Here is an 18,182-nt window from a genome sequence, read left to right on the forward strand (position 1 = left end):
TGTTGGCTGCGCTGGTGGACAATGCCTTGGACGGCATCATCACGATCGACGAAGCTGGAACGATCCTGTCATTTAATCCTGCCGCGGTCGCATTGTTTGGATATGCGGCTGACGAAGTTATCGGGCGAAATATCCGCGTGCTGATGCCCGAGCCATATCGCAGTCGGCATGATGACTACCTGAGCCATTACCTCCGCACCGGCGAAGCCAAGATTATTGGCATCGGTCGGCAGGTCGAAGGACAACGCCGAGACGGGTCGGTCTTTCCCATAGAGCTTGGAGTTGCCGCAGTAGAAGCCGAGGGCGAACGCTACTTTGTCGGATTCATACATGATTTAAGCGAGCGGCGCAGATTTGAAGCTCGAATGCATGATCTGCACGCGGACCGTCTCGACATTATCGAGAATATGACAGTCGGACTCGCCCATGAACTCAAACAGCCGCTCTCGGGGATCAACGCCTATCTCCACATTGCAAGCAGGCTCCTTAAGAAGGGGGATTTAACAGAAATAGAGCAGGTCCTCGACAACGCCTCCAAGCAGGTATTTCGTGTTTCCGAAATAGTAGACAATCTGCGCCAATTTATCGCGCGGGGCGAAACGATCAAAAGCCTCCACCATTTAAACGAAGTCGTCCGAACCTCGTGTGAATTTACCGACTCCATCGCCAAGGAATGCGGCGTCGCGACAGCGGTGAATTTGGATGCGCAAACGGACCAGGTGCTCATCAACAGAATTCAAATCCAGCAGGTCGTCGTCAATCTGAAACGAAATGCGATCGACGCGATGGAAAATTGCGAGAGGCGCGAATTAGTCGTGTCGACGCGACTGATCGACGATAATGAGATTCGGGTCGATGTCGCTGATACTGGTTCAGGCATTTCGGAGGCGATCAAAGCCAAATTGTTCGAAGTGTTTACGACCACGAAGCCCCATGGACTGGGCGTTGGATTGTCTATCTCACGCTCGATTATCAACGCGCATCACGGACGGTTGTGGGTCGAGCCCAATCCTGGCGGCGGTACGATCTTCAGTTTCGTATTGCCGTTGGCGAAACAACATCAAAAGCTCGCGGAAGCCTAACGTGTCTCGAAAGCGACCGAAAGAGCACCACCAGCGTTTGATTGAGGCCGCATAAATGGGTTGGCGAGGCAACACAACAGTGACAAGGACGAAGCGCGCGAGTGCGCAAGCGCCCTCTGTCAGGCACCGTGATCGGGCGGGCATAGCAATTTTGTCATTCTATTGGGTAACGTTTATTTATTTTTGCGTCGCGCTTCTTTTACTCTTGGCTCGCTGCCGAACATCCTCTTTTGCCGCGTCGCGTAGTTCGGCGCGAAACTGATCGCGTTTTTCGTGGACGGAAGCGATAACGTATCCTGCTGGAATGCCCAAACCTACCAGCGCGGCCTCCGAGATTTGAAGACTGGCCTCGACCGTCTCGGGCACGGCATCAGTTACTCCAATTGCGTAGAGGTGCCGTGCGTGTTCGGTATCCCTAGCACGCGCGACGATCAGGACGTCAGCCCTGAGTTTACGGACGCCAAGAACGATCGCGTCTACATTCGAGTGCGAACCGACGGTCACAATGACAGCGGCGGCCTCCATTATTCCACACGCTTTCATAAACGCGGCATGTGTCGCGTCCCCGAAGTACACTTCATGCCCGTTCTTTCGTTCTTCTGTCACCGAGGCTGCATCTCTGTCAGTGGCGATATAAGGAATATTATGTTCCTTCAGGAAGGACGTGACGACCTTGCCGACGCGCCCATGACCGACGACGATTGCATGCTTATGCTGTTCGCGGGGCGCCGCCTTCAGCGTCGCATCAATCTTCTTTGGCGGTTCCATTCGAGAATTAATTTGTCGTGCGGCAGCGGACAATGCCGGAATGAGAACCATCGTAAGCGACGTGACCGCAAGAACGAATGAGGACAGTACAGGATCGATAAGCCCCAAACTTTTCGCCAGTCCTATCGCGACGAAGGCAAACTCCCCGCCGGGGCCAAGCAGGAAACCCGTTTCGATAGCGACGCGCCACGATTGGCCGAATGCCTTCGACAGCGCAATGATGATCGCCGCCTTGAAGGCGATGAGGCCGGATACGAGCGCCAAGATGGTGAGCGGATCGCGTGCGATCTCCCTCACGTCAATGGTCATCCCCACCGTGAAAAAGAAGATACCCAGCAACAGGCCCTTGAACGGCTCGACGATAGCTTCCACGGCCTTACGATATTCAGTTTCGGCCAGAAGTAGGCCCGCGACGAACGCTCCAAGCGCCATGGACAGACCCTCGACGGCGGCCAGCACGCCCGTGCCAATGATGACGAACAGAACCGCCGCCGTAAGTAGTTCAAGAGATTCCATGGATCCAACAAGACGGAAAAGAGGTCGCAGCACTACTCTTCCAACCAGAACGATGAGCGCAATGGCCATCGCCGCATGGGCCAGTGTTATGCCAATGTTCGTCGCAAGCGAACCTTCAGTGTTCGAGCCGATGATCGAAACGAATATAAGTATCGGAATCACCGCCAGGTCCTGCGCCAGCAGGATAGAAAAGCTCGCTCTGCCTGCCCCTGTGGGCAGCTCGCCGTGTGCCGCAAGAATTTCAAGAACGATCGCGGTCGAGGATAACGCGAGGCAGGCTCCAAGGATGACTGCGACTGATGGCGCTTGTCCAGTCCAGGCGATGATGAGGGAAAGCAAACATGATGTGATAACGACCTGCGATCCGCCAAGCCCGAAAACGAGTCGCCGCATTGAAAGCAGCCGATCGTAGGAAAGCTCCAGTCCGATAAGAAACAAAAGAAAAACGACGCCAAGTTCGGCGATACCGCTAACATTTTTTGCATCGACGACGGTGAACCAATAGAGAAACGGCAGCTTGTCGATGAATGAACCTAGCCCGAGGGGACCAAGGAGCGCGCCCGCTCCCAAATAGCCCAGTACCGGGTTCAACCCGAGATAGCGTACCAGGGGAATGACGACGCCGGCAGTCCCTAGAACGACGAGCGCATCGCTATAGACCGGTATGTTGATTGTCGGAGCCAAATTACCTCCAGAGTTGCACGGTGAAGGAGTACGAAACTCCTTAAGCTTCATATACCGCAGTTGGGCCTTCGATCGGCAATCTCAGGGCTCGCGGCCAGAGTCGCGAGCGCTAGACCTTAGCGATGACCAAGCCCTTCGGCTTTCGACCCCCCCGGGGGCCGCAAGCCTGCTTGCAGGAGTCTCGATCGTTGGGCTCCAAGGACGAGCCATGCTGGCATGGCTCCAAGGCAAAACGATCGGTCAGAACCGCACGCGTTTCAGCGAACTCGCCTGCGTCATGCTTAGCATCTCAGCGTAGTCCTAGGCACTCACATTTTTATGGCGCAGCCCATTATCGTCGTTCTAATATGCCACAAACGCCGACGTTGCGTCTCGACCTGCGCTGAACAAAAAATCCCCTTTGATGGCAGGATCGAAGTCTGCGTTCGCCGAGCTAGAATGCAGGCACATTCGGGCTTTCGGATGCGTCAAGGGGGCTTCTATTCTAATGCCTGGCGAGCGAGTTGCGCACTTCAATTCAATCTTGCGCGAGCACATTTCTTCCGCACGGGCTCGCGCGGCAGCGAGCGCCTGCATATGATCGTTACGTCCGTCGGGACTTCCGTAGCCGTTCAGGCCTGCTCGTCAACTTGCCGGCGTCGCTGAAAGCAAAGCCTGCATTGCCAACCCTGTAGCATACATACATGCGATACTTGTCGCGTGTGATCTTCTCGCGGTATCGAGAGTTTGCTTCTCTCTTTGGCGAGACAGATCTGCCGCGTCCTGGAGCTGGGTTATTCCGACCTCGGGCAGGAAGTAATGGTTGTGCATGTCGACACGAAGGCTGTGAGAGGTGCAACATGGGATTTGTCGGTGATTTTATTTTAATGAACGAATTGCGTGCGACGAAGATCGCGTTTGCAAACCTTCCTCCCTATTCACAGCAGATAGCACTTCGGGAATTTCGCCAACTCACATCTAAAAGTGAATCGTGCGACTCGAAAGAGACGCTTTCGGCGAGGGTGTTCGAAGCGGCACTTCGCCGCCAAGAGCTTGGTCATACTGCAAACGCAATACCTGAGTGGGTTGGAGCTTGCTTAGCCGAAAGTCATTTGCTTATGCGGCAAAAGGCCTGGAGCAGCAATTCCAAATGGCAGTCCAAACTCGCTGAGGTTGAAGCGTGGATTGAGCAAGCAACCTCTGGCGTCCCAAAAACTGATGGATGACACGATTGGAAACACATACATTTTCAACGGAATTCTTGCTCCAGCGGGCCTGCGGGGCCGTTCGAGGGCGTCTGAATTGGTGTTATCGGACTTGCTACCTTCCCAAGAGCAATGCCGGCGATTTTGCGGTGACGATGGCGCCGGCGCCGTTGGCGTTTGGGGCGGCGAGAAGATCATCGTTGGTGCCGATGTGGAAGCTGCGGCGCTGACGCGGGTGATCAAGGCGTTGCGGCGATGACCCCGATCTCGCCGGACGCGCGGGTCTGGATCGGCACCGGGCCACACCGACATGCGCAAGGGCTATGCGAGCCTCCGTAGCCTGAGTGCTATGTCCGCGCGAGCATGCCGAATGGCCGGTCCACCGGCGGAGACATAGAAAAAATGAATATTTCGCATAGCCGGCTGCAGTTGGCGGGAGCATGTCCTATTTTCTTCTGGTCCTATATGGGGGCGGTCCTTGCCGTAGAATATAGAAGGAGCGTGGTGTGAATCGCTTAAACTACCAGCACCTCTACTATTTTTGGGTCGTTGCTAAACATGGGGGCATAACTCGCGCATCCGAACGATTGGGGCTCGCACAGCCTACCATCAGCAGTCAACTGTCAACCTTTGAAAGAAATATGGGGTCTCGTCTTTTCCAAAGGGACGGACGCAGGATGTCCCTGACATATGTCGGCGAGCGCCTCTTTCGCTATGCCGACCAAATCTTCAAGCTCGGAGAAGAGATCCATTTGTCGTTGCAAGAGGCACGAGCGCTGAGCGTTAGACGCCTGATTATCGGCGTTGTAGCCTCGCTTCCGAAGTTGGTGGTTTATCGCTTGTTGAGCCCGGCATTCGAGGTGGGTTCTCCGGTGCAAGTGGTCTGTCATGAAGATAAACTCGAACGGCTTATGCCAGAACTCGCATTGCACGACATCGATTTGGTAATTTCGGATGTGCCAGCAACGACCGCGGCCGGCACCCGGGTATACAATCATCTTCTCGGACAATCCCAGATTGCGGTGTTCGGCTCGAAGAAGTTGGGGCCTTCATACTGCGAGAACTTTCCAGTATCCCTGAACGGCGCGCCCCTGCTATTGCAGACAACGAATATCGCGCTCCGGGTATCGCTCGACGAATGGTTCGAGGAACACAACATCCGACCTAATATAGTAGCCGAAATTGAAGACAGCGCGCTGCTAAAAACGTTCGCCGCTGAAGGGGTTGGGCTGGCAATCGCGCCATCGATCCTGGCCAACGCGCTGCAGCGCCAACATGACTTGAATGTCATCGGCGAGCTCGAGGGTCTATCCGAGCAATTCTATGCGATCACAACGCAGAAAAAGTTCAGAAACCCCATGATTTCAGCCATTATCAAAGGGCCGGACCGAACCGACAGCGATTGCGCCACGGAAGATTTGGAGCGTCAGAATGGATATTCCAGACCTTGGCTCATGAAGCTCTTGTCCCTAAGTTACATCTGGCTAAATCTCCCCGAAGCCTGCGAAGCAACCGCCTTGTTGTGCCTCTGACGTCACACGAAAGTTGAACAGCGTGCCGAGTCGGCGACGCGAGGTCGCGGAGGTGCCGCATCTCGAGACGCTGCTCGATATTGGCACGGATACGCAGCCCGGCGTCATCATCGACGACAAGGGCTATTTCAGCAAGGACGATCGCCGCATATGCAAGATCGCTCGGCGATGCGCCCCCGTCCCGTAGGTCAATGAAAAAGACCCCCTTTTTTCTTCGCGCACGCTCTATAAGGCGCGTTCGCGCGCCGAGCAGGGCTTCGGTCGGCTCAAATGAATTCAAAGTGCGTCGCTCTACGCTGCGAGACGGCCGCCTCTCTGTTTGATCAAATTACCTCTCCTTGAGAAATGAAATATATTGCCATTGAGGGGCGTTGGCACCGACTCGCCGATGCTCCTCCCGTTGGCGGAGGGCGTTCTTGTGCTCGCCGACAACATGCTCGGTAAATAGACCGCCCATTCGGCATTCGTCGAAGAGCATCGATGCGATCTTCAACATTGAGCGCGAGATCAGGACTGTCTCGGAAAGGAGCATCTGACCAATTGTCCTCTTGAACCGACCATGCTGTTGCTCATTCGTCAATCTCTGCTTCCCTTGTTCAGGAGACGGATACAGTAAGAGGTAGGCGTCTCGGCCTTGTCAGGAGACGCGCTAGAGATTTGATGTCCCTTCTCGATCGCATTGAGGATATGTGTCTGACATGTCAGAAATTTGCGTTGGCAGGCGGTCTCGACCGGCGGCGGCAACTCTCAGGCTTTGTCCATGCCAAAGAAGAAAGGGATCGTGTCCCTTGGCGTGGTGTAGCTGGTTGGCGTGATCGCCACGTTCGCCGGGAAGCCGGGTTGATCAGGCGGCTACAACGGGCAGCCCGACGATGGGATCATCGCTCAAGGGCGCGATTGTTTCCAGTGTCATGTATCGGCTGCGCTGGACGGCCCATTCGTCATTCTGTTCGAGCAGGATCGCGCCGACGAGGCGGATGATGGCGGCCTCGTTGGGGAAGATGCCGACGACCTCGGTGCGCCGCTTGATTTCGCCGTTCAGCCGTTCGATCGGATTTGTGCTGTGCAGCTTGGCCCGGTGCGCGGCCGGGAAGCTCATATAGGCGAGCACGTCGGTCTCGGCGTCGTCCATGAGGTTCGCAAGTTTCGGCAGCTTGGGCCGCAACTGGTCGGCGACCTTGCGCCGTTGGCCTTTCGCCGCTTCGGCGTCGTCCTGCGCGAAGGCGGTGGCGATGAAGGCGGAGACGACGCGCCGTCCGCTCCTTCCGGCATGAGCGAGCGCATTGCGCATAAAGTGGACGCGGCAGCGCTGCCATGTCGATTGCAGAACCTTGGCGACTGCGGCCTTCAGCCCTTCATGCGCATCGGACACAACGAGCTTGACGCCACGCAGCCCTCTCCGGCGCAGTTTGCGCAAAAACTCGGTCCAGAAGGTCTCGGCCTCCGAAGGGCCGATATCCATGCCGAGCACTTCGCGCCTGCCGTCGTCGTTGACGCCCACCGCGATGATCGTCGCCAGCGAGACGACGCGGCCGTTCTGGCGCGCCTTCACATAGGTCGCGTCGATCCAAAGATAGGGCCAGTCGCCTTCGATCGGCCGCTCGAGGAAGGCCGTCACCCGCTCGTCGATCTCCTCGCACAGCCGGCTCACTTGGCTCTTGGAGACGCCGCTCATGCCCATGGCCTTGACGAGATCGTCGACCGAGCGCGTCGAGACGCCCTGGATATAGGCCTCCTGAATGACGGCGGTCAGCGCCTTCTCGGCCATCCGCCGCGGCTCCAGAAAACCGGGAAAGTAACTGCCCTTGCGCAGCTTGGGGATACGCAGCTCCACGGCGCCGGCGCGCGTTTCCAGGTCCGCTCGCGATAGCCGTTGCGCTGGGCGAGGCGCTCCGCGCTTTTCTCGCCATAGGCGACGCCGGTCAGAGCGCCGACCTCAATCTCCATCAGCCGCTCGGCGGCAAAGCCGATCATCTCGCGCAAAATATCCGCGTCGGGGGCCTTCTCAACAAGCGCGCGCAGGGTCATCATCTCGTCGGTCATCGGCAGTTCCTCGGTTGCGTTGGATGTTTCGCAACCCGATCCTACCGGCGAATCGTCGATGACCACCGCAAGCCGATCGCTCGCTACGGCGCTAGCAAAAGCGCGCGTCGCGAGCGGCTTGCTCCCACTGAGCTACACCATCACTGGGGGCACGACCAAGAAAGGCTTCCGCTGCCGCATATCAGCGCATAAGCGCTGCGACGCACCTAAGAGCTTCGAGGTCTCGCCGGGATTGGTGAACAACTTGTTCCCGGGAGTTCGATTCTGGAAACATTGACAAATCAACACCGAGACCTAGCTCCACGCTATGTTGCCGCTATTAAAGGAAAAATTACTGGAGGTGCTCAAGGCCGTCGCGCCGCTGTTCATTATGGTGTGCGTGCTCCAACTGACGCTGGTCAGCGCGCCAACGACAATTTTCATCGATTTTATCGGGGGATTGGTGTTCATCGTCGCAGGGATGCTGTTTCTTTTCGCCGGCGTGGACTACGGCATCCTACCGATGGGAAAATACATCGGTTCCGCCTTGCCGGAGAAAGGATCCATTGTACTCGTCGTCGCGGTCGCCTTCGCCTTCGGCTTCGCGACGACGGTCGCCGAACCCGATGTGCTCGTCCTCGCCAATCAGGTGAACCGCGTCACGAATGCGATTTCCCGGCAGGCCGTGCTCTATGCGATCGCTTTGGGCGTGGCGGTCTTTACCGCTATCGCAATGTCTCGCATCGTTTTCGGATTTTCGCTGCGCGGCCTGCTGACGGTCACCTATGGGGCTATGATCGTCCTCTCTTTCTTCGCGCCGGCGCAATTCGTCCCCCTCTCTTATGACGCCGGTAGCGTGACCACGGGCGTTTTGACAGCTCCGGTGGTCATTTCCATCGCTATAGGCTTAAGTTCCGTTCTCGCCGGCCGCTCGGCCATCTCCGACGGCTTTGGGCTCCTAGGATTCGCCTCGGTCGGTCCAATCTTCGTCATGATGGTCATAGGGATGTTTCTGCGGTGAAACTAGCTTCGCTGCTCGACGAATTCCGCGTCGTCGCGGAAAGCGTCACCGAGGCGGTGCTGCCGCTCCTCGCGCTCTTCCTTGTCTTCCAGGCGTTATTTCTAAAGCTGCCCCGCCGGAGCGTGTTGGATATTCTAACCGGTACACTCATGGCCGCGGCGGGGCTGCTTCTTTTCCTCGTCGGCGTTGAGATGAGTTTCATGCCCTTCGGCCGCTCAATCGGTGAGGCGATCGGCGCAATGCCGGAAAAGTGGCTGCTTGCGCCAATCGGCTTCTTGCTCGGCTTTGTCACCACCTGGAGCGAGCCGGCGGTGCGTATCTTCGCCGATCAGGTTGAGGAAGCTTCGACCGGCTCGATTTCGGCGCCGACCGTGCTCTATACGGTCAGCATCGGGGTTGCGCTGTCGGTCGCCCTCGGGCTTTTTCGGATTGCCTACGGCATTCCGCTGCTCTTTCTACTTGCGCCTGGCTATGTGCTGGTCATCGTAATCATGTGGCTATGCGAAAAGGACTTCGTGGCGATCGCGGTCGATGCCGGCGGCGTCGCCACGGGCCCGATGGCGAATACGTTTCTTCTGGCGCTTGCGCTCGGTGCGGCAGATTTGGCCAATGGGAATACGATCGTCGAGGGCTTGGGGCTCGTGTCGCTGATTGCGCTCGCGCCCATGGTTTCAGTCATGACATTGGGACTTCTTGTCCGCTGGACCGGACCACGACAGGAGTAGGTACGATGTTATTGAACGCATCACTGATCGTGACCATCGTGCGGAAAGGATGGGGCAACACCGTCCTGGAAGCTTCGGTCAAAGCTGGCGCTCGCGGGGGCACGGTCGTTTATGGACGCGGCATCGGCGTCAACGAACATGAAACAATCTTTGGCATTTCTATCGAACCAGAAAAGGAGATCGTCCTCACCGTCGTCTATACGGATCAAAGCGATGCGATCCTCCAGGAGATCGTCCGCGCGGCCGAGCTGACGAAGCCCAATCACGGGCTCGCTTTCGTCATGCCGCTCGAAAAGGTGGTTGGCGTCCCTCATCTTCACAATGAACCACTCTGTCCAGGAGATCCATCGAAATCTAAAAAGCGTCAATCGTGACCTCGACGCGTTCAATTAAACGCGTGAAAATTGCTTCGGCATCGTCGGCTTCTTGCAGCCACGTTCTACACAGCACACAAAGCCTTAGAGCCGGGTTGGGACGAGGCGTCGATCAAAATTCTGCTTGCAACAAACCGAAGCGCTCGTTGCAACCGAACGCTAGGCTCTGTGGCGAGCGTCTTCCAGCGCCCTGATTTTGTTTCACTGACTTGCGTTACCGGTTAAGCGCTGTCGGCTCCTTTGGTGCGTAGCCATCCGGCGTAGGCCGCCGGCATGGAGTGTTTGGTGCTCTCAACGCTTCAGAAGCGTGGGGTCGTCTTTGTGGATTTTGATCAGGTCGACGAGCGTCTCGATGCCGAAGTTCGTGAACGCCATGAGCTGTTCGTCGCCAAGTCCGTAGACCCAGATCACGCCGTCCTCGGTATCCATTTCCATGGCGACGTCGTGCAGCCAGTCGATGCTCTCGCCGAGATCGGCAGCGACGCGATCGATGGTCATCACACGGTGAACTTTGTTGACGTGCATGGTCAGGCCGCAATCGCCGGGTCTGCCGCTGCTGCTCGGCGCCAGTTCCACGGAAGCAGTTCATCAAGCCGGTGCGCGGGATACCCGGCGATGCGAGCCAGGACGTCGGCCAACCAAGCCTGCGGATCAAGGCCGTTCATTTTCGCCGTCACGATGAGGCCGTACATGGCCGCAGCGCGCTGCCCGCCGCGATCGGATCCGCAGAACAACCACGATTTTCTTCCCAAAGCGATGCCGCGCAGGCCGCGCTCGGCGGCATTGTTGGACATGCACACACGTCCGTCATTAAGGAACAGCGTGAAGGCCGCCCAGCGCTTCAGCATGTACTGGATCGCCTTTGCCAGGTCGTGCCCGCGCGACAACTTGGTCGCCTGCTCTCGCATGTAGACGTGGAGATCGTCGACCAGAGGCCGGCTCGAGGCATGTCGAACCGCAACGCGCTCCTCCGGGCTCTTGCCGTTGATGGAGCGTTCGATTGCAAACAGCGCGTCGATGCGACGAACGACCTCAATCGCGATCGGCGAGAGAGGTATCTCCTTCTTGCCCGAAGCCTTGCGACGCGCGTTCTCCTCAAGATCGGCCATGGCGAAGAACGGTCGGCGAGCGTGCACCCAACACGCGGCCTCGCGAACGGGTCCCGGTTTTCGGTCCGCCAGATAGAGCTTGTTGTAACCGTCGTAGGCGTCGGCCTGCAGGATGCCGGCGTATCCCGCCAGATGGGTTTGTGGATGCTCGCCCTTCCGATCGCGCGAGTAGTAAAACATCGCTGCGGGCGGCCCGGCGCCGCCAAACGGTCTGTCATCGCGAACATAAACCCAGCAGCGCCCAGTGTCGGTCTTGCCCTTCGCCAGCACCGGCACTGTCGTGTCGTCCCCATGCAAACGCTCGGCCGCCATCACATGGGCTTCGATCAAGCGGCGGAGAGGATCGAGCGCCGCGCAGACCGCGCCCACTGCATCGGCCATCGTCGACAGCGCGATCGGCGCGCCTTCCAATGCATAGCGCTCGGCCTGACGATTCAGCGGCTGGTGCTGTCCGAACTTCTCGAACACGATCATCGCCAGCAGGCTCGGGCCCGCCCACGCGCGTGGTATCGGATGGAACGGCGCCGGCGCTTGCGTGATCTTCTCGCAGTCCCGGCAGGTGAACTTCTCCCGCACAGTCTCGATCACTTTCCATTGACGCGGCGTCGTCTCCAGCGTCTGCGTCACATCCTCGCCGAGCTTGCGCAGGCGCGAACCGCCGCAGCAGGCGCAGGTCTTGGGCGTCTCGATCACGACGCGTTCGCGCGGCAGATGCTCCGGGAATGTGTTGCGCTCCGGCCGCTTGCGCTCGAAGCCGGCGACTGTCGTCATTTTGGCGACAGCGCGCTCCGCGGCGAGTTCGTCTTCCGTCGCGCTCGCTTCCAGTTCTTCGAGTTCGAGCGACAATTGATCGAGCAGCCGCGCCGAGCGCTCCGACTTCTGCCCGTGAATCTGACGCTGCAACTTTGCGATCCGCAGCGTCTGCTGCGCGATCAGCGCCGCATCTTCCGACGCCTTCGCCCGCGCGACGGCCAGCTCCGCTTTCAGCACAGCGTTTTCGTCGAAAAGGGCTTTGGCCGCAGCGTCCATGAGCCGAAGTGAATCACAAAACGCGTGATTTGTGGCGCCCCAAAATGCACGCATCGCTACATTTTTTCGCCCCGCCCCGCCCAGATACCCGGCGCAGATTAGCCAGCGCTCTTGGGTCGCCACGTCAGCTGTGGGTTTCTCCAATCTATCCCTTCAAGCATATAGGCCATCTGAGCGGCCGAAATCGACACCGCGCCCGCCGTCGCCGAGGGCCAGATGAACTTTCCGCGGTCGAGCCGCTTGGCATAGAGCGACAGACCGATCCCGTCGTGCCAGAGGATTTTGGCGAGATCGCCGCGGCGTCCGCGGAAAATGTAGAGATCGCCCGCATGAGGGTCGCGTTTCAATTGCTCTTGAACCTGAAGCGCGAGGCCCTGCATGCCGCGCCGCATGTCGGTGTGGCCCGTTGCAATCCATACCCGAACGCCGCTCGGAATCGGGATCATCGCCGCGACAGCGCCTTCAGGACACGCGTGAGCGCCGCCGCCTCGACGTCCGCCCACACGATGATCCGATCGCCTTCAGAAAGCACAATCTCCATTTGGCAGGTCGGCGCGGGGCCGGAATACTCCGCCGCTGTCTCCGGCGTGATCGTCACTGGCAGAATCGGCGCGAGGTCACTCAACCCGGCGGGCTCAACGGCAAGCTGCCGCCGCCAAGTGAAAAGTTGATTAGCGTTGAGATCGTAGCGTCTCGCCACCTCGGCTATCGAGGCGCCTTCCGCAAGGCTCTCGTCGACGACCCGACGCTTCTCATCAAGGGTCCAGGATCGACGCCTGCGCCCGGGCGCCGCTCCACCATCGTCCTTGCCGTCCGACATCCGCGATAGTGTCCACTTGTATTAGAAATGGACACGATCACCGCGCCATTCATGCGCAATCTATCCAAGCGCAGCGCGCTCAGCGCCAGACGGTTCTCGCCGGCTTTCAATTACCCACATCTCCGGAGGGGCTTGCCCGATCTGAATCGGGCGTGATTTTGTCCGTGACGCCGAATCACTGGGGCGTCATGGATGCAGGTTGGATCAGAAACCGGCCAGGCCGGCTGGCAAGATGCCGAGGTGGCCGCGGCGAGTATTCCGGATAAACGTCTGCAACGTCGTTTGCGGCGGTTGTTGGAGCAACTTTCAGCCGCCCCTGGTAAGCCGGTTCCTGCGGCATGTGGCGATTGGGCTGCGACGAAGGCGGCCTATCGATTTTTCGATAATCCCCGCGTCACTGAGCATGGCGTGTTGTCGGGACACTTCGCCGCGACCGCGGCGCGATCCAAGGCTAGCGAAGGTCCAATCCTGATTCTGCAGGACACGACCGAATTCATTTATAGTCGCGAGTCGCCTGGCAAGATTGGCTTCACGAAGACCATCAACGCCGGGCGCTACAAAGCCGGCCAACCCAATACGCGGACATTATGCGGCGTTTTGATGCATTCGAGTCTAGCCGTCACTACCAGCGGGACGCCGCTCGGCTTGGCGGCGGTGAAGTTCTGGACGCGCAGCAAGTTCAAAGGAACGGCCGCGATCAAGCGCCTCGTGAACCAAACGCGCGTACCGATAGAGACGAAGGAAAGCTATCGCTGGCTTGAGAATCTGCGCCAATCCATCGCGCTTATGGGTTCGCCCGAGCGCTGCGTGCACGTCGGCGATCGGGAAAGTGACATTTACGAACTCTTCTGCCTCGCACAGGATCTCGGAACGCGATTTCTCGTGCGCGTTCAGACCAACCGGCTGGCCGAGCCACCGACAGAAGCAGCGCCGACGGATGCGGCCCATCGCGTCTTCGCCCAACTCGCCGCGGTCCCTTGGTCTGGTCGCCATCAGGTCGCGATTGGCGGCGAGGATCACGAAATCGCTTTCTTGCAGATCAAGTTTGCCTCGGTGAAGACATTGCCGCCCATCGGCAAACAAAAGCGATACGCGCCACAAACCCTTTTCTACATTCACGCCCTCGAAGTCGACCCGCCTTCGGATCGCGACCCGATCGACTGGAGGCTCGTGACCAATCTGCCTGTCGACGATCTCGCAGCCGCCATCGAAAAGCTCGACTGGTACGCACTGCGCTGGAAAATCGAGGTGTTCCACAAGGTCATGAAATCTGGTTGCCGCGCCGAAGATGCGAAATTGCAGACTGCCGAACGGCTGGTGAAATTGCTCGCCCTCATCACAGTCGTCAGCTGGCGCATCTTTTGGATCACCATGTCTGCGCGGGCTCAACCACTCGCGAAACCCGAGACTGTCCTCACACCTGCCGAGATTGAAACACTCGACCGCATCGATGCGGCGCGCTCCAGACCGCGCATCATGCGCCGAACGGTCGCAACCTACTTGTTACAGATCGCCATGCTCGGCGGCTATCTCGCTCGCACGCGCGATCCTCCCCCAGGAAACATGGTCGTCTGGCGTGGCCTGACCAAATTGCAAGATATCGCTTTCGGCATCGCTATCGGTTCAACACGCAGATGTGGGTAATTGAAAGTCTCGCCGGAGGCTTACTTTGGTGCAGGCTCTCGCCGAAGAGCTCGTTTCACGTGATGGTCGATGACGCGCCACCCGGAACCGGACGGGAATTCGGCGGCGTCATCAATCTATGGTCGTTGCCCATAGCGATCTGGAAAGGCGTTCCCATGGACGCCCATCGGCCGGCGGCGCTGCTTGGCTTACTGACGATTAACTCGATATTCGCCTGGCGGCGAGCCGCCCCACCTAGGCTTGCATTCCTGCCCGCGCCACTGACGGGCGTCGGACTGGCAACCTTCGCGGCCTGGCATTTCAACGTGGACATCAAATATGTTCCGGCGCCGGACGATCTTCTGGGCGCTATAAACATGCCGACACTTCATGCGCTCGGGAGGTTGGGCGAGGTAGCGCTATGGGCGGCGGGCCTGTCGCTTGCCTTCGTCGCCGGCGCGGAGTCGCTGCTGACGGCGACTGCAGTCGATGTAATACAGCGTCGCACGGCGCGCCCAAAATACAACAAAGAGCTTGTGGCACAAGGCGTCGGCAATCTGCTGTGCGGCATGCTCGGCGTGCTGCCCGTTTCTGGCGTCATCGTGCGCAGCGCCGCCAATTGTGAACGCCGGCGGCCGGACGCGGCTCTCCACCATGCTGCATGGCGTGTGGATTTTGCTGCTCATCACCATGGCACCGAAACGTCCTGCGCATTATTCCCGTCGTCAGCCTCGCGGCAGTGCTCGTTTACGCCGGCCTCAATCTGATCAACTACGGCTTCGTGCGCTTTCTCTGGAGTCAGGAACGCGTCGAAACGGCCGTCTATGCTGCAACCTTCGCTGCAGTGGTGATAACCGACGTGCTGACCGGCATTGCAGTCGGCGTGGGACTTGCCATCGTCCGCCTGCTCTACACCTTCTCCCATCTCAGCATTCGCCGTGAAGAGAGTGACGGCGTGATCTATATACATCTCGAAGGCGCTGCGACATTCATCCGCCTTCCGCAGCTCGCCGCCGCTCTAGAAGGATTACCCCCAGGCACGCGCGTGCATGTGCATCTCAGTGAGTTGAGCTATATCGATCACGCCTGCCTCGACCTTTTTCTAAGCCGGGAGTGGCAGCTTCAAAGCTCCGGCGGAGAGCTCGTGCTCGACTGGGACGCGCTCCATGGATTGTTCCGTAAGGGCGATGGACGATCGAGCGCCAAGCGTGCGAAGGCGAACGAAACTCGTGTTGGAAGCGTTCAGAGGAACAAAGTTGCGCGAGAATAATCTACCTTTATCAGTATGCATAGCGCTGGCAAGCGGCACCTCAAAAGTCGAGATCGAAAAACTGACCAGAAGGAAATATTATGTTCAAGAGAATCCTCCTCCCGGTTGATCTCGAGCAACCCCAGCTGACACGACAAGCGATCGAAGCGGCTATAGGGATCGCCGATCCTGACGCCAGATTGCGCCTTGTTAATGTGCAAACGATGCTACCCACGATGTTCATCGAATACGGACCTCCCGATTATGAAGACGAGGTTCGACTTGAGGCTCAAAAACAAATCGCGAAAACCACAGTGAAGATTGATTACCCGCGTAAGCGCATTTCGACCATTGTGAGAATCGGCGCGATCTATGACGAGGCCCTGACCGAGGCCGGAGAGTGGAATGCCGATCTCATCGTTATCTGCTCAAACCGGCCAACCTTGGCGACGTATCTTCTTGGCTCAAATGCCGCAAAAATCGTACGACATGCCACATGCTCAGTACTGGTGGTGCGTTGATAGCATTATACCAAAGGTCAGACTTCCTCGACCGGGTTCAGCTTCGGCACCCGCGCGACGAAGACCTTGGCTTTGCTTTGGGCTACTGTCGTCATCGGTCCGATGTTTTGTTGAAACGCCGCATCAAAGGGCTCCAGAAGAAAAAGAAGATTCAGATTGGCACGGTCCATGAAAACAACGTGACGATTCACGACTGTTAAAGTGGCCCAGCGTATTTTTTGACTTTTTATGGCCTCCGGCGCTTGGGCACAATTGGGCTCGACGTGCGCTGCAAGCACCTGCTTTCGACCGTCGGAATCACCAAGGATACGGAGGCGGCGAAGGAGACGGCCCGAAATGGTGCTCGCCAACGACAACTCCGCGTCGATCGTGGACGTTGTACGCGAAGGCCGGGTCAGTTATGGCAACTTGAAAAAGCACTATATGTAATTGCTCCGCATCAGCGGCGGCCAGGCATTTCTGAACGGGACGAGCCTCGTCAATCCTGCCCCCGTAACGCCGATCGTTCCGTAACAGCGCGGTGGAAATGTCGCGATTTGATCAGTCGGCTTCGCATGCAGACAGATTCTTTTCTTTCCTTCAGCGTGGGATCGAGTGTTGTCGTGTCGCCCTTGTCGGCTTCGTGAATCGGCGCCGCCACGATCACGCCGGTGTCGAGATCGACCGCATGTTCGGGCTCGTAGGCGAGATGCGTCGTGCCGTCCTTCATCTTGGCGATCTTCGCCTCTCGATCGGTCTTGCTCGTCCAATCCTCGTTCGAGAGCTTCTTACCTTTGCGCTTACGGTCGAGTCGGATCAGATCGTCGACGTCGGCGTCTCGACACCGCTTTCCTTGGCCATCCGAGTCAGCATCTCGCGATAGCTTTCGCCATTGTCACGGCGCACGGTCGTCCGCAGCGCCGCGTTGGCTTCCATCGTCGACCCGTCGACGCCGATCCGCTCGCCCTTCACCAGACCATGTTCGGCGACGAGCTTCAGGACGAAGGCGAACACCTTCTCGTGCACTTCGTGCGGCAGACGGCTTCGCGTCTTCGACAACCAGGAATGATCGGGAACCTTGTCGCGCTTGCCGTGCCGAGTGAAATCTCCCAGCGATCTCGAATCCGAGCAGCCCCAGACAATGCAGCGCTCGCTGTCGAGCCCTTCGAAATAGCGAGTCGCAGAGGCGGCCAACCACAAACACGAGCTCGCAGCTCAACGTACGAGAACGGCCTGCCTACACTTTCATGCTCCCGGCACCTCAGTCCCGGATGGTCGCACCATACGCCTTGTTCTCGATGAACGCAGCTGGGCATTGGCACCGGATATCTTCATACTGGTTACAAACCCCATCGAAAGCGCATTCGCGACGGTTCGGCATCGCACGGTGCGCATGAAAGGCGCGCTCTCGCCGGACACCGCTGTCAGGACACATCAGAAATTGAGAAATCGGCCTGTTGAATTTCAATGCGTTACGAAACGCTGCTGATTTACGCGTATACATTTGAATTGAGAAAACGCCCGAATGATGTACAGTTGAATTGAGAATTTGCGGCTCAACCATTTCTCATGGACGCGGCCGAAAAATGAACAGCAATAATGAGAACGCGCCCTGCCCTGATGACGCCGACACGACGGGGTCCGACGACCCGCAGTGGTTAGAGGCATGTCGACGCGAGGAGGCCATCAGAGAATTGTTAGGCCGCTCCGCGGGCGACCGGCTACGAACAAGCGACGTCGAAGATGTTGCTTTGGACCTCGGGATCAGTCGCGCGACACTTTATCGCCTCGTCGCGATCTATCGCGAAACGCCCACCGTTGAGGCGCTTCAGCCGAAGCCGCGAGGCCGATCGAAAGGGGCGCTCGCTCTCGACAAATCGCGTCATAAGTTGATCCGCCAGACGATCCGGGAAGTCTATCTGAAGCCGCAGCGTCCAACGCTGA

At 58.2% G+C, this 18,182-nt stretch carries 21 protein-coding genes and 2 pseudogenes; 13 read left to right on the forward strand and 10 right to left on the reverse strand.

The features are described from left to right. Window positions 1-2 precede the first annotated feature (2 nt). Window positions 3-1,082, forward strand: coding sequence for a PAS domain S-box protein (locus IYX23_RS06360; RefSeq protein WP_245435139.1), 1,080 nt, complete (start codon window positions 3-5; stop codon window positions 1,080-1,082). A gap of 177 nt (window positions 1,083-1,259) precedes the next feature. Here the strand turns inward: IYX23_RS06360 and IYX23_RS06365 are convergent, their stop codons facing one another. Beyond that, window positions 1,260-3,050, reverse strand: coding sequence for a cation:proton antiporter (locus IYX23_RS06365; RefSeq protein ID WP_124740555.1), 1,791 nt, complete (start codon window positions 3,048-3,050; stop codon window positions 1,260-1,262). An 839-nt stretch (window positions 3,051-3,889) separates the two neighbouring features. On the opposite strand from IYX23_RS06365, the gene IYX23_RS06370 reads away from it, so the two are divergent. The 4 genes from IYX23_RS06370 to IYX23_RS20470 all read left to right on the forward strand — a co-directional run bounded on the left by IYX23_RS06370 (window position 3,890) and on the right by IYX23_RS20470 (window position 5,953). Continuing rightward, window positions 3,890-4,255 (forward strand): hypothetical protein, encoded by a 366-nt coding sequence (locus IYX23_RS06370; RefSeq protein WP_124740557.1) that lies wholly within the window; start codon window positions 3,890-3,892, stop codon window positions 4,253-4,255. Further along, window positions 4,248-4,493 (forward strand): hypothetical protein, encoded by a 246-nt coding sequence (locus IYX23_RS06375; protein WP_124740558.1) that lies wholly within the window; start codon window positions 4,248-4,250, stop codon window positions 4,491-4,493. The genes IYX23_RS06370 and IYX23_RS06375 overlap by 8 nt, the downstream gene beginning before the upstream one ends. 247 nt (window positions 4,494-4,740) lie before the next feature. After that, complete coding sequence (locus tag IYX23_RS06380; RefSeq protein ID WP_124740559.1) at window positions 4,741-5,766, forward strand: LysR family transcriptional regulator; 1,026 nt, start codon at window positions 4,741-4,743, stop codon at window positions 5,764-5,766. Window positions 5,767-5,818: 52 nt separating this feature from the next. Beyond that, window positions 5,819-5,953, forward strand: a complete 135-nt coding sequence (locus IYX23_RS20470; protein WP_275548832.1) for a hypothetical protein — start codon at window positions 5,819-5,821, stop codon at window positions 5,951-5,953. A gap of 141 nt (window positions 5,954-6,094) precedes the next feature. Here IYX23_RS20470 and IYX23_RS06385 read toward each other — a convergent pair whose 3' ends face one another. Both IYX23_RS06385 and IYX23_RS06390 read right to left on the reverse strand, forming a co-directional pair. Then, window positions 6,095-6,346, reverse strand: coding sequence for a hypothetical protein (locus IYX23_RS06385; protein WP_154454019.1), 252 nt, complete (start codon window positions 6,344-6,346; stop codon window positions 6,095-6,097). Between the two features lie 264 nt (window positions 6,347-6,610). Beyond that, a pseudogene (locus tag IYX23_RS06390) lies at window positions 6,611-7,809 on the reverse strand (IS256 family transposase). Between the two features lie 340 nt (window positions 7,810-8,149). On the opposite strand from IYX23_RS06390, the gene IYX23_RS06395 reads away from it, so the two are divergent. Genes IYX23_RS06395 through IYX23_RS06405 form a run of 3 tightly spaced genes read left to right on the forward strand, consistent with a single transcriptional unit; the run spans window position 8,150 to window position 9,908 of the window. After that, window positions 8,150-8,809 carry a DUF1538 domain-containing protein gene (locus tag IYX23_RS06395; RefSeq protein WP_246695853.1) on the forward strand — a complete coding sequence of 220 codons (660 nt, stop codon included), beginning with the start codon at window positions 8,150-8,152 and terminating at the stop codon, window positions 8,807-8,809. Continuing rightward, entirely contained in the window at window positions 8,806-9,534 is a 729-nt protein-coding gene (locus IYX23_RS06400; protein ID WP_124740561.1) for a DUF1538 domain-containing protein, read from the forward strand. The genes IYX23_RS06395 and IYX23_RS06400 overlap by 4 nt, the downstream gene beginning before the upstream one ends. 5 nt (window positions 9,535-9,539) lie before the next feature. Then, window positions 9,540-9,908 carry a P-II family nitrogen regulator gene (locus IYX23_RS06405; RefSeq protein ID WP_124740562.1) on the forward strand — a complete coding sequence of 123 codons (369 nt, stop codon included), beginning with the start codon at window positions 9,540-9,542 and terminating at the stop codon, window positions 9,906-9,908. 291 nt (window positions 9,909-10,199) lie between these two features. Here IYX23_RS06405 and IYX23_RS06410 read toward each other — a convergent pair whose 3' ends face one another. The 4 genes from IYX23_RS06410 to IYX23_RS06425 all read right to left on the reverse strand — a co-directional run bounded on the left by IYX23_RS06410 (window position 10,200) and on the right by IYX23_RS06425 (window position 12,866). Continuing rightward, window positions 10,200-10,433 carry a hypothetical protein gene (locus IYX23_RS06410; RefSeq protein ID WP_124740603.1) on the reverse strand — a complete coding sequence of 78 codons (234 nt, stop codon included), beginning with the start codon at window positions 10,431-10,433 and terminating at the stop codon, window positions 10,200-10,202. Between the two features lie 2 nt (window positions 10,434-10,435). Continuing rightward, entirely contained in the window at window positions 10,436-12,046 is a 1,611-nt protein-coding gene (locus tag IYX23_RS06415; protein WP_124740563.1) for an IS66 family transposase, read from the reverse strand. A 98-nt stretch (window positions 12,047-12,144) separates the two neighbouring features. Next, window positions 12,145-12,492: an IS66 family insertion sequence element accessory protein TnpB gene (gene tnpB / locus IYX23_RS06420; RefSeq protein ID WP_124740564.1), complete on the reverse strand. Its 348-nt coding sequence runs from the start codon at window positions 12,490-12,492 to the stop codon at window positions 12,145-12,147. After that, window positions 12,489-12,866, reverse strand: a complete 378-nt coding sequence (locus tag IYX23_RS06425) for a transposase (protein WP_124740565.1) — start codon at window positions 12,864-12,866, stop codon at window positions 12,489-12,491. Before IYX23_RS06425 ends, tnpB begins: the two co-directional genes overlap by 4 nt. Before the next feature lie 192 nt (window positions 12,867-13,058). On the opposite strand from IYX23_RS06425, the gene IYX23_RS06430 reads away from it, so the two are divergent. The 4 genes from IYX23_RS06430 (at window position 13,059) to IYX23_RS06440 (ending at window position 16,259) form a co-directional block, all read left to right on the forward strand. Beyond that, window positions 13,059-14,510, forward strand: coding sequence for an IS4 family transposase (locus tag IYX23_RS06430; RefSeq protein ID WP_154453168.1), 1,452 nt, complete (start codon window positions 13,059-13,061; stop codon window positions 14,508-14,510). A 62-nt stretch (window positions 14,511-14,572) separates the two neighbouring features. Beyond that, window positions 14,573-15,256, forward strand: a complete 684-nt coding sequence (locus IYX23_RS20220; protein WP_245435081.1) for a SulP family inorganic anion transporter — start codon at window positions 14,573-14,575, stop codon at window positions 15,254-15,256. Then, a complete protein-coding gene (locus IYX23_RS20225; protein WP_245435083.1) occupies window positions 15,229-15,759 on the forward strand; it encodes an STAS domain-containing protein in 531 nt (176 codons plus the stop codon). Before IYX23_RS20220 ends, IYX23_RS20225 begins: the two co-directional genes overlap by 28 nt. An 80-nt stretch (window positions 15,760-15,839) precedes the next feature. Next, on the forward strand, window positions 15,840-16,259 hold the full coding sequence (locus IYX23_RS06440) for a universal stress protein (protein ID WP_124740567.1): 420 nt from the start codon (window positions 15,840-15,842) through the stop codon (window positions 16,257-16,259). Window positions 16,260-16,276: 17 nt separating this feature from the next. On the opposite strand, the gene IYX23_RS06445 is transcribed toward IYX23_RS06440, so the two are convergent. The 3 genes from IYX23_RS06445 to IYX23_RS19930 all read right to left on the reverse strand — a co-directional run bounded on the left by IYX23_RS06445 (window position 16,277) and on the right by IYX23_RS19930 (window position 17,438). Then, window positions 16,277-16,609, reverse strand: coding sequence for a hypothetical protein (locus IYX23_RS06445; protein ID WP_124740568.1), 333 nt, complete (start codon window positions 16,607-16,609; stop codon window positions 16,277-16,279). A gap of 128 nt (window positions 16,610-16,737) precedes the next feature. Beyond that, the gene (locus IYX23_RS19925) at window positions 16,738-16,968 is read right to left on the reverse strand and encodes a hypothetical protein (RefSeq protein WP_210330473.1); all 231 of its coding nucleotides are present in this window, start codon (window positions 16,966-16,968) and stop codon (window positions 16,738-16,740) included. 86 nt (window positions 16,969-17,054) lie between these two features. After that, entirely contained in the window at window positions 17,055-17,438 is a 384-nt protein-coding gene (locus IYX23_RS19930; RefSeq protein ID WP_210330472.1) for a transposase, read from the reverse strand. Window positions 17,439-17,824: 386 nt separating this feature from the next. On the opposite strand from IYX23_RS19930, the pseudogene IYX23_RS19935 reads away from it, so the two are divergent. Continuing rightward, window positions 17,825-18,182 (forward strand): annotated as a pseudogene (locus IYX23_RS19935) (helix-turn-helix domain-containing protein); the annotation flags it as partial.

It is taken from the genome of Methylocystis sp. L43, assembly GCF_015709525.1.
In the GTDB taxonomy this organism is placed as follows: Bacteria; Pseudomonadota; Alphaproteobacteria; order Rhizobiales; family Beijerinckiaceae; genus Methylocystis.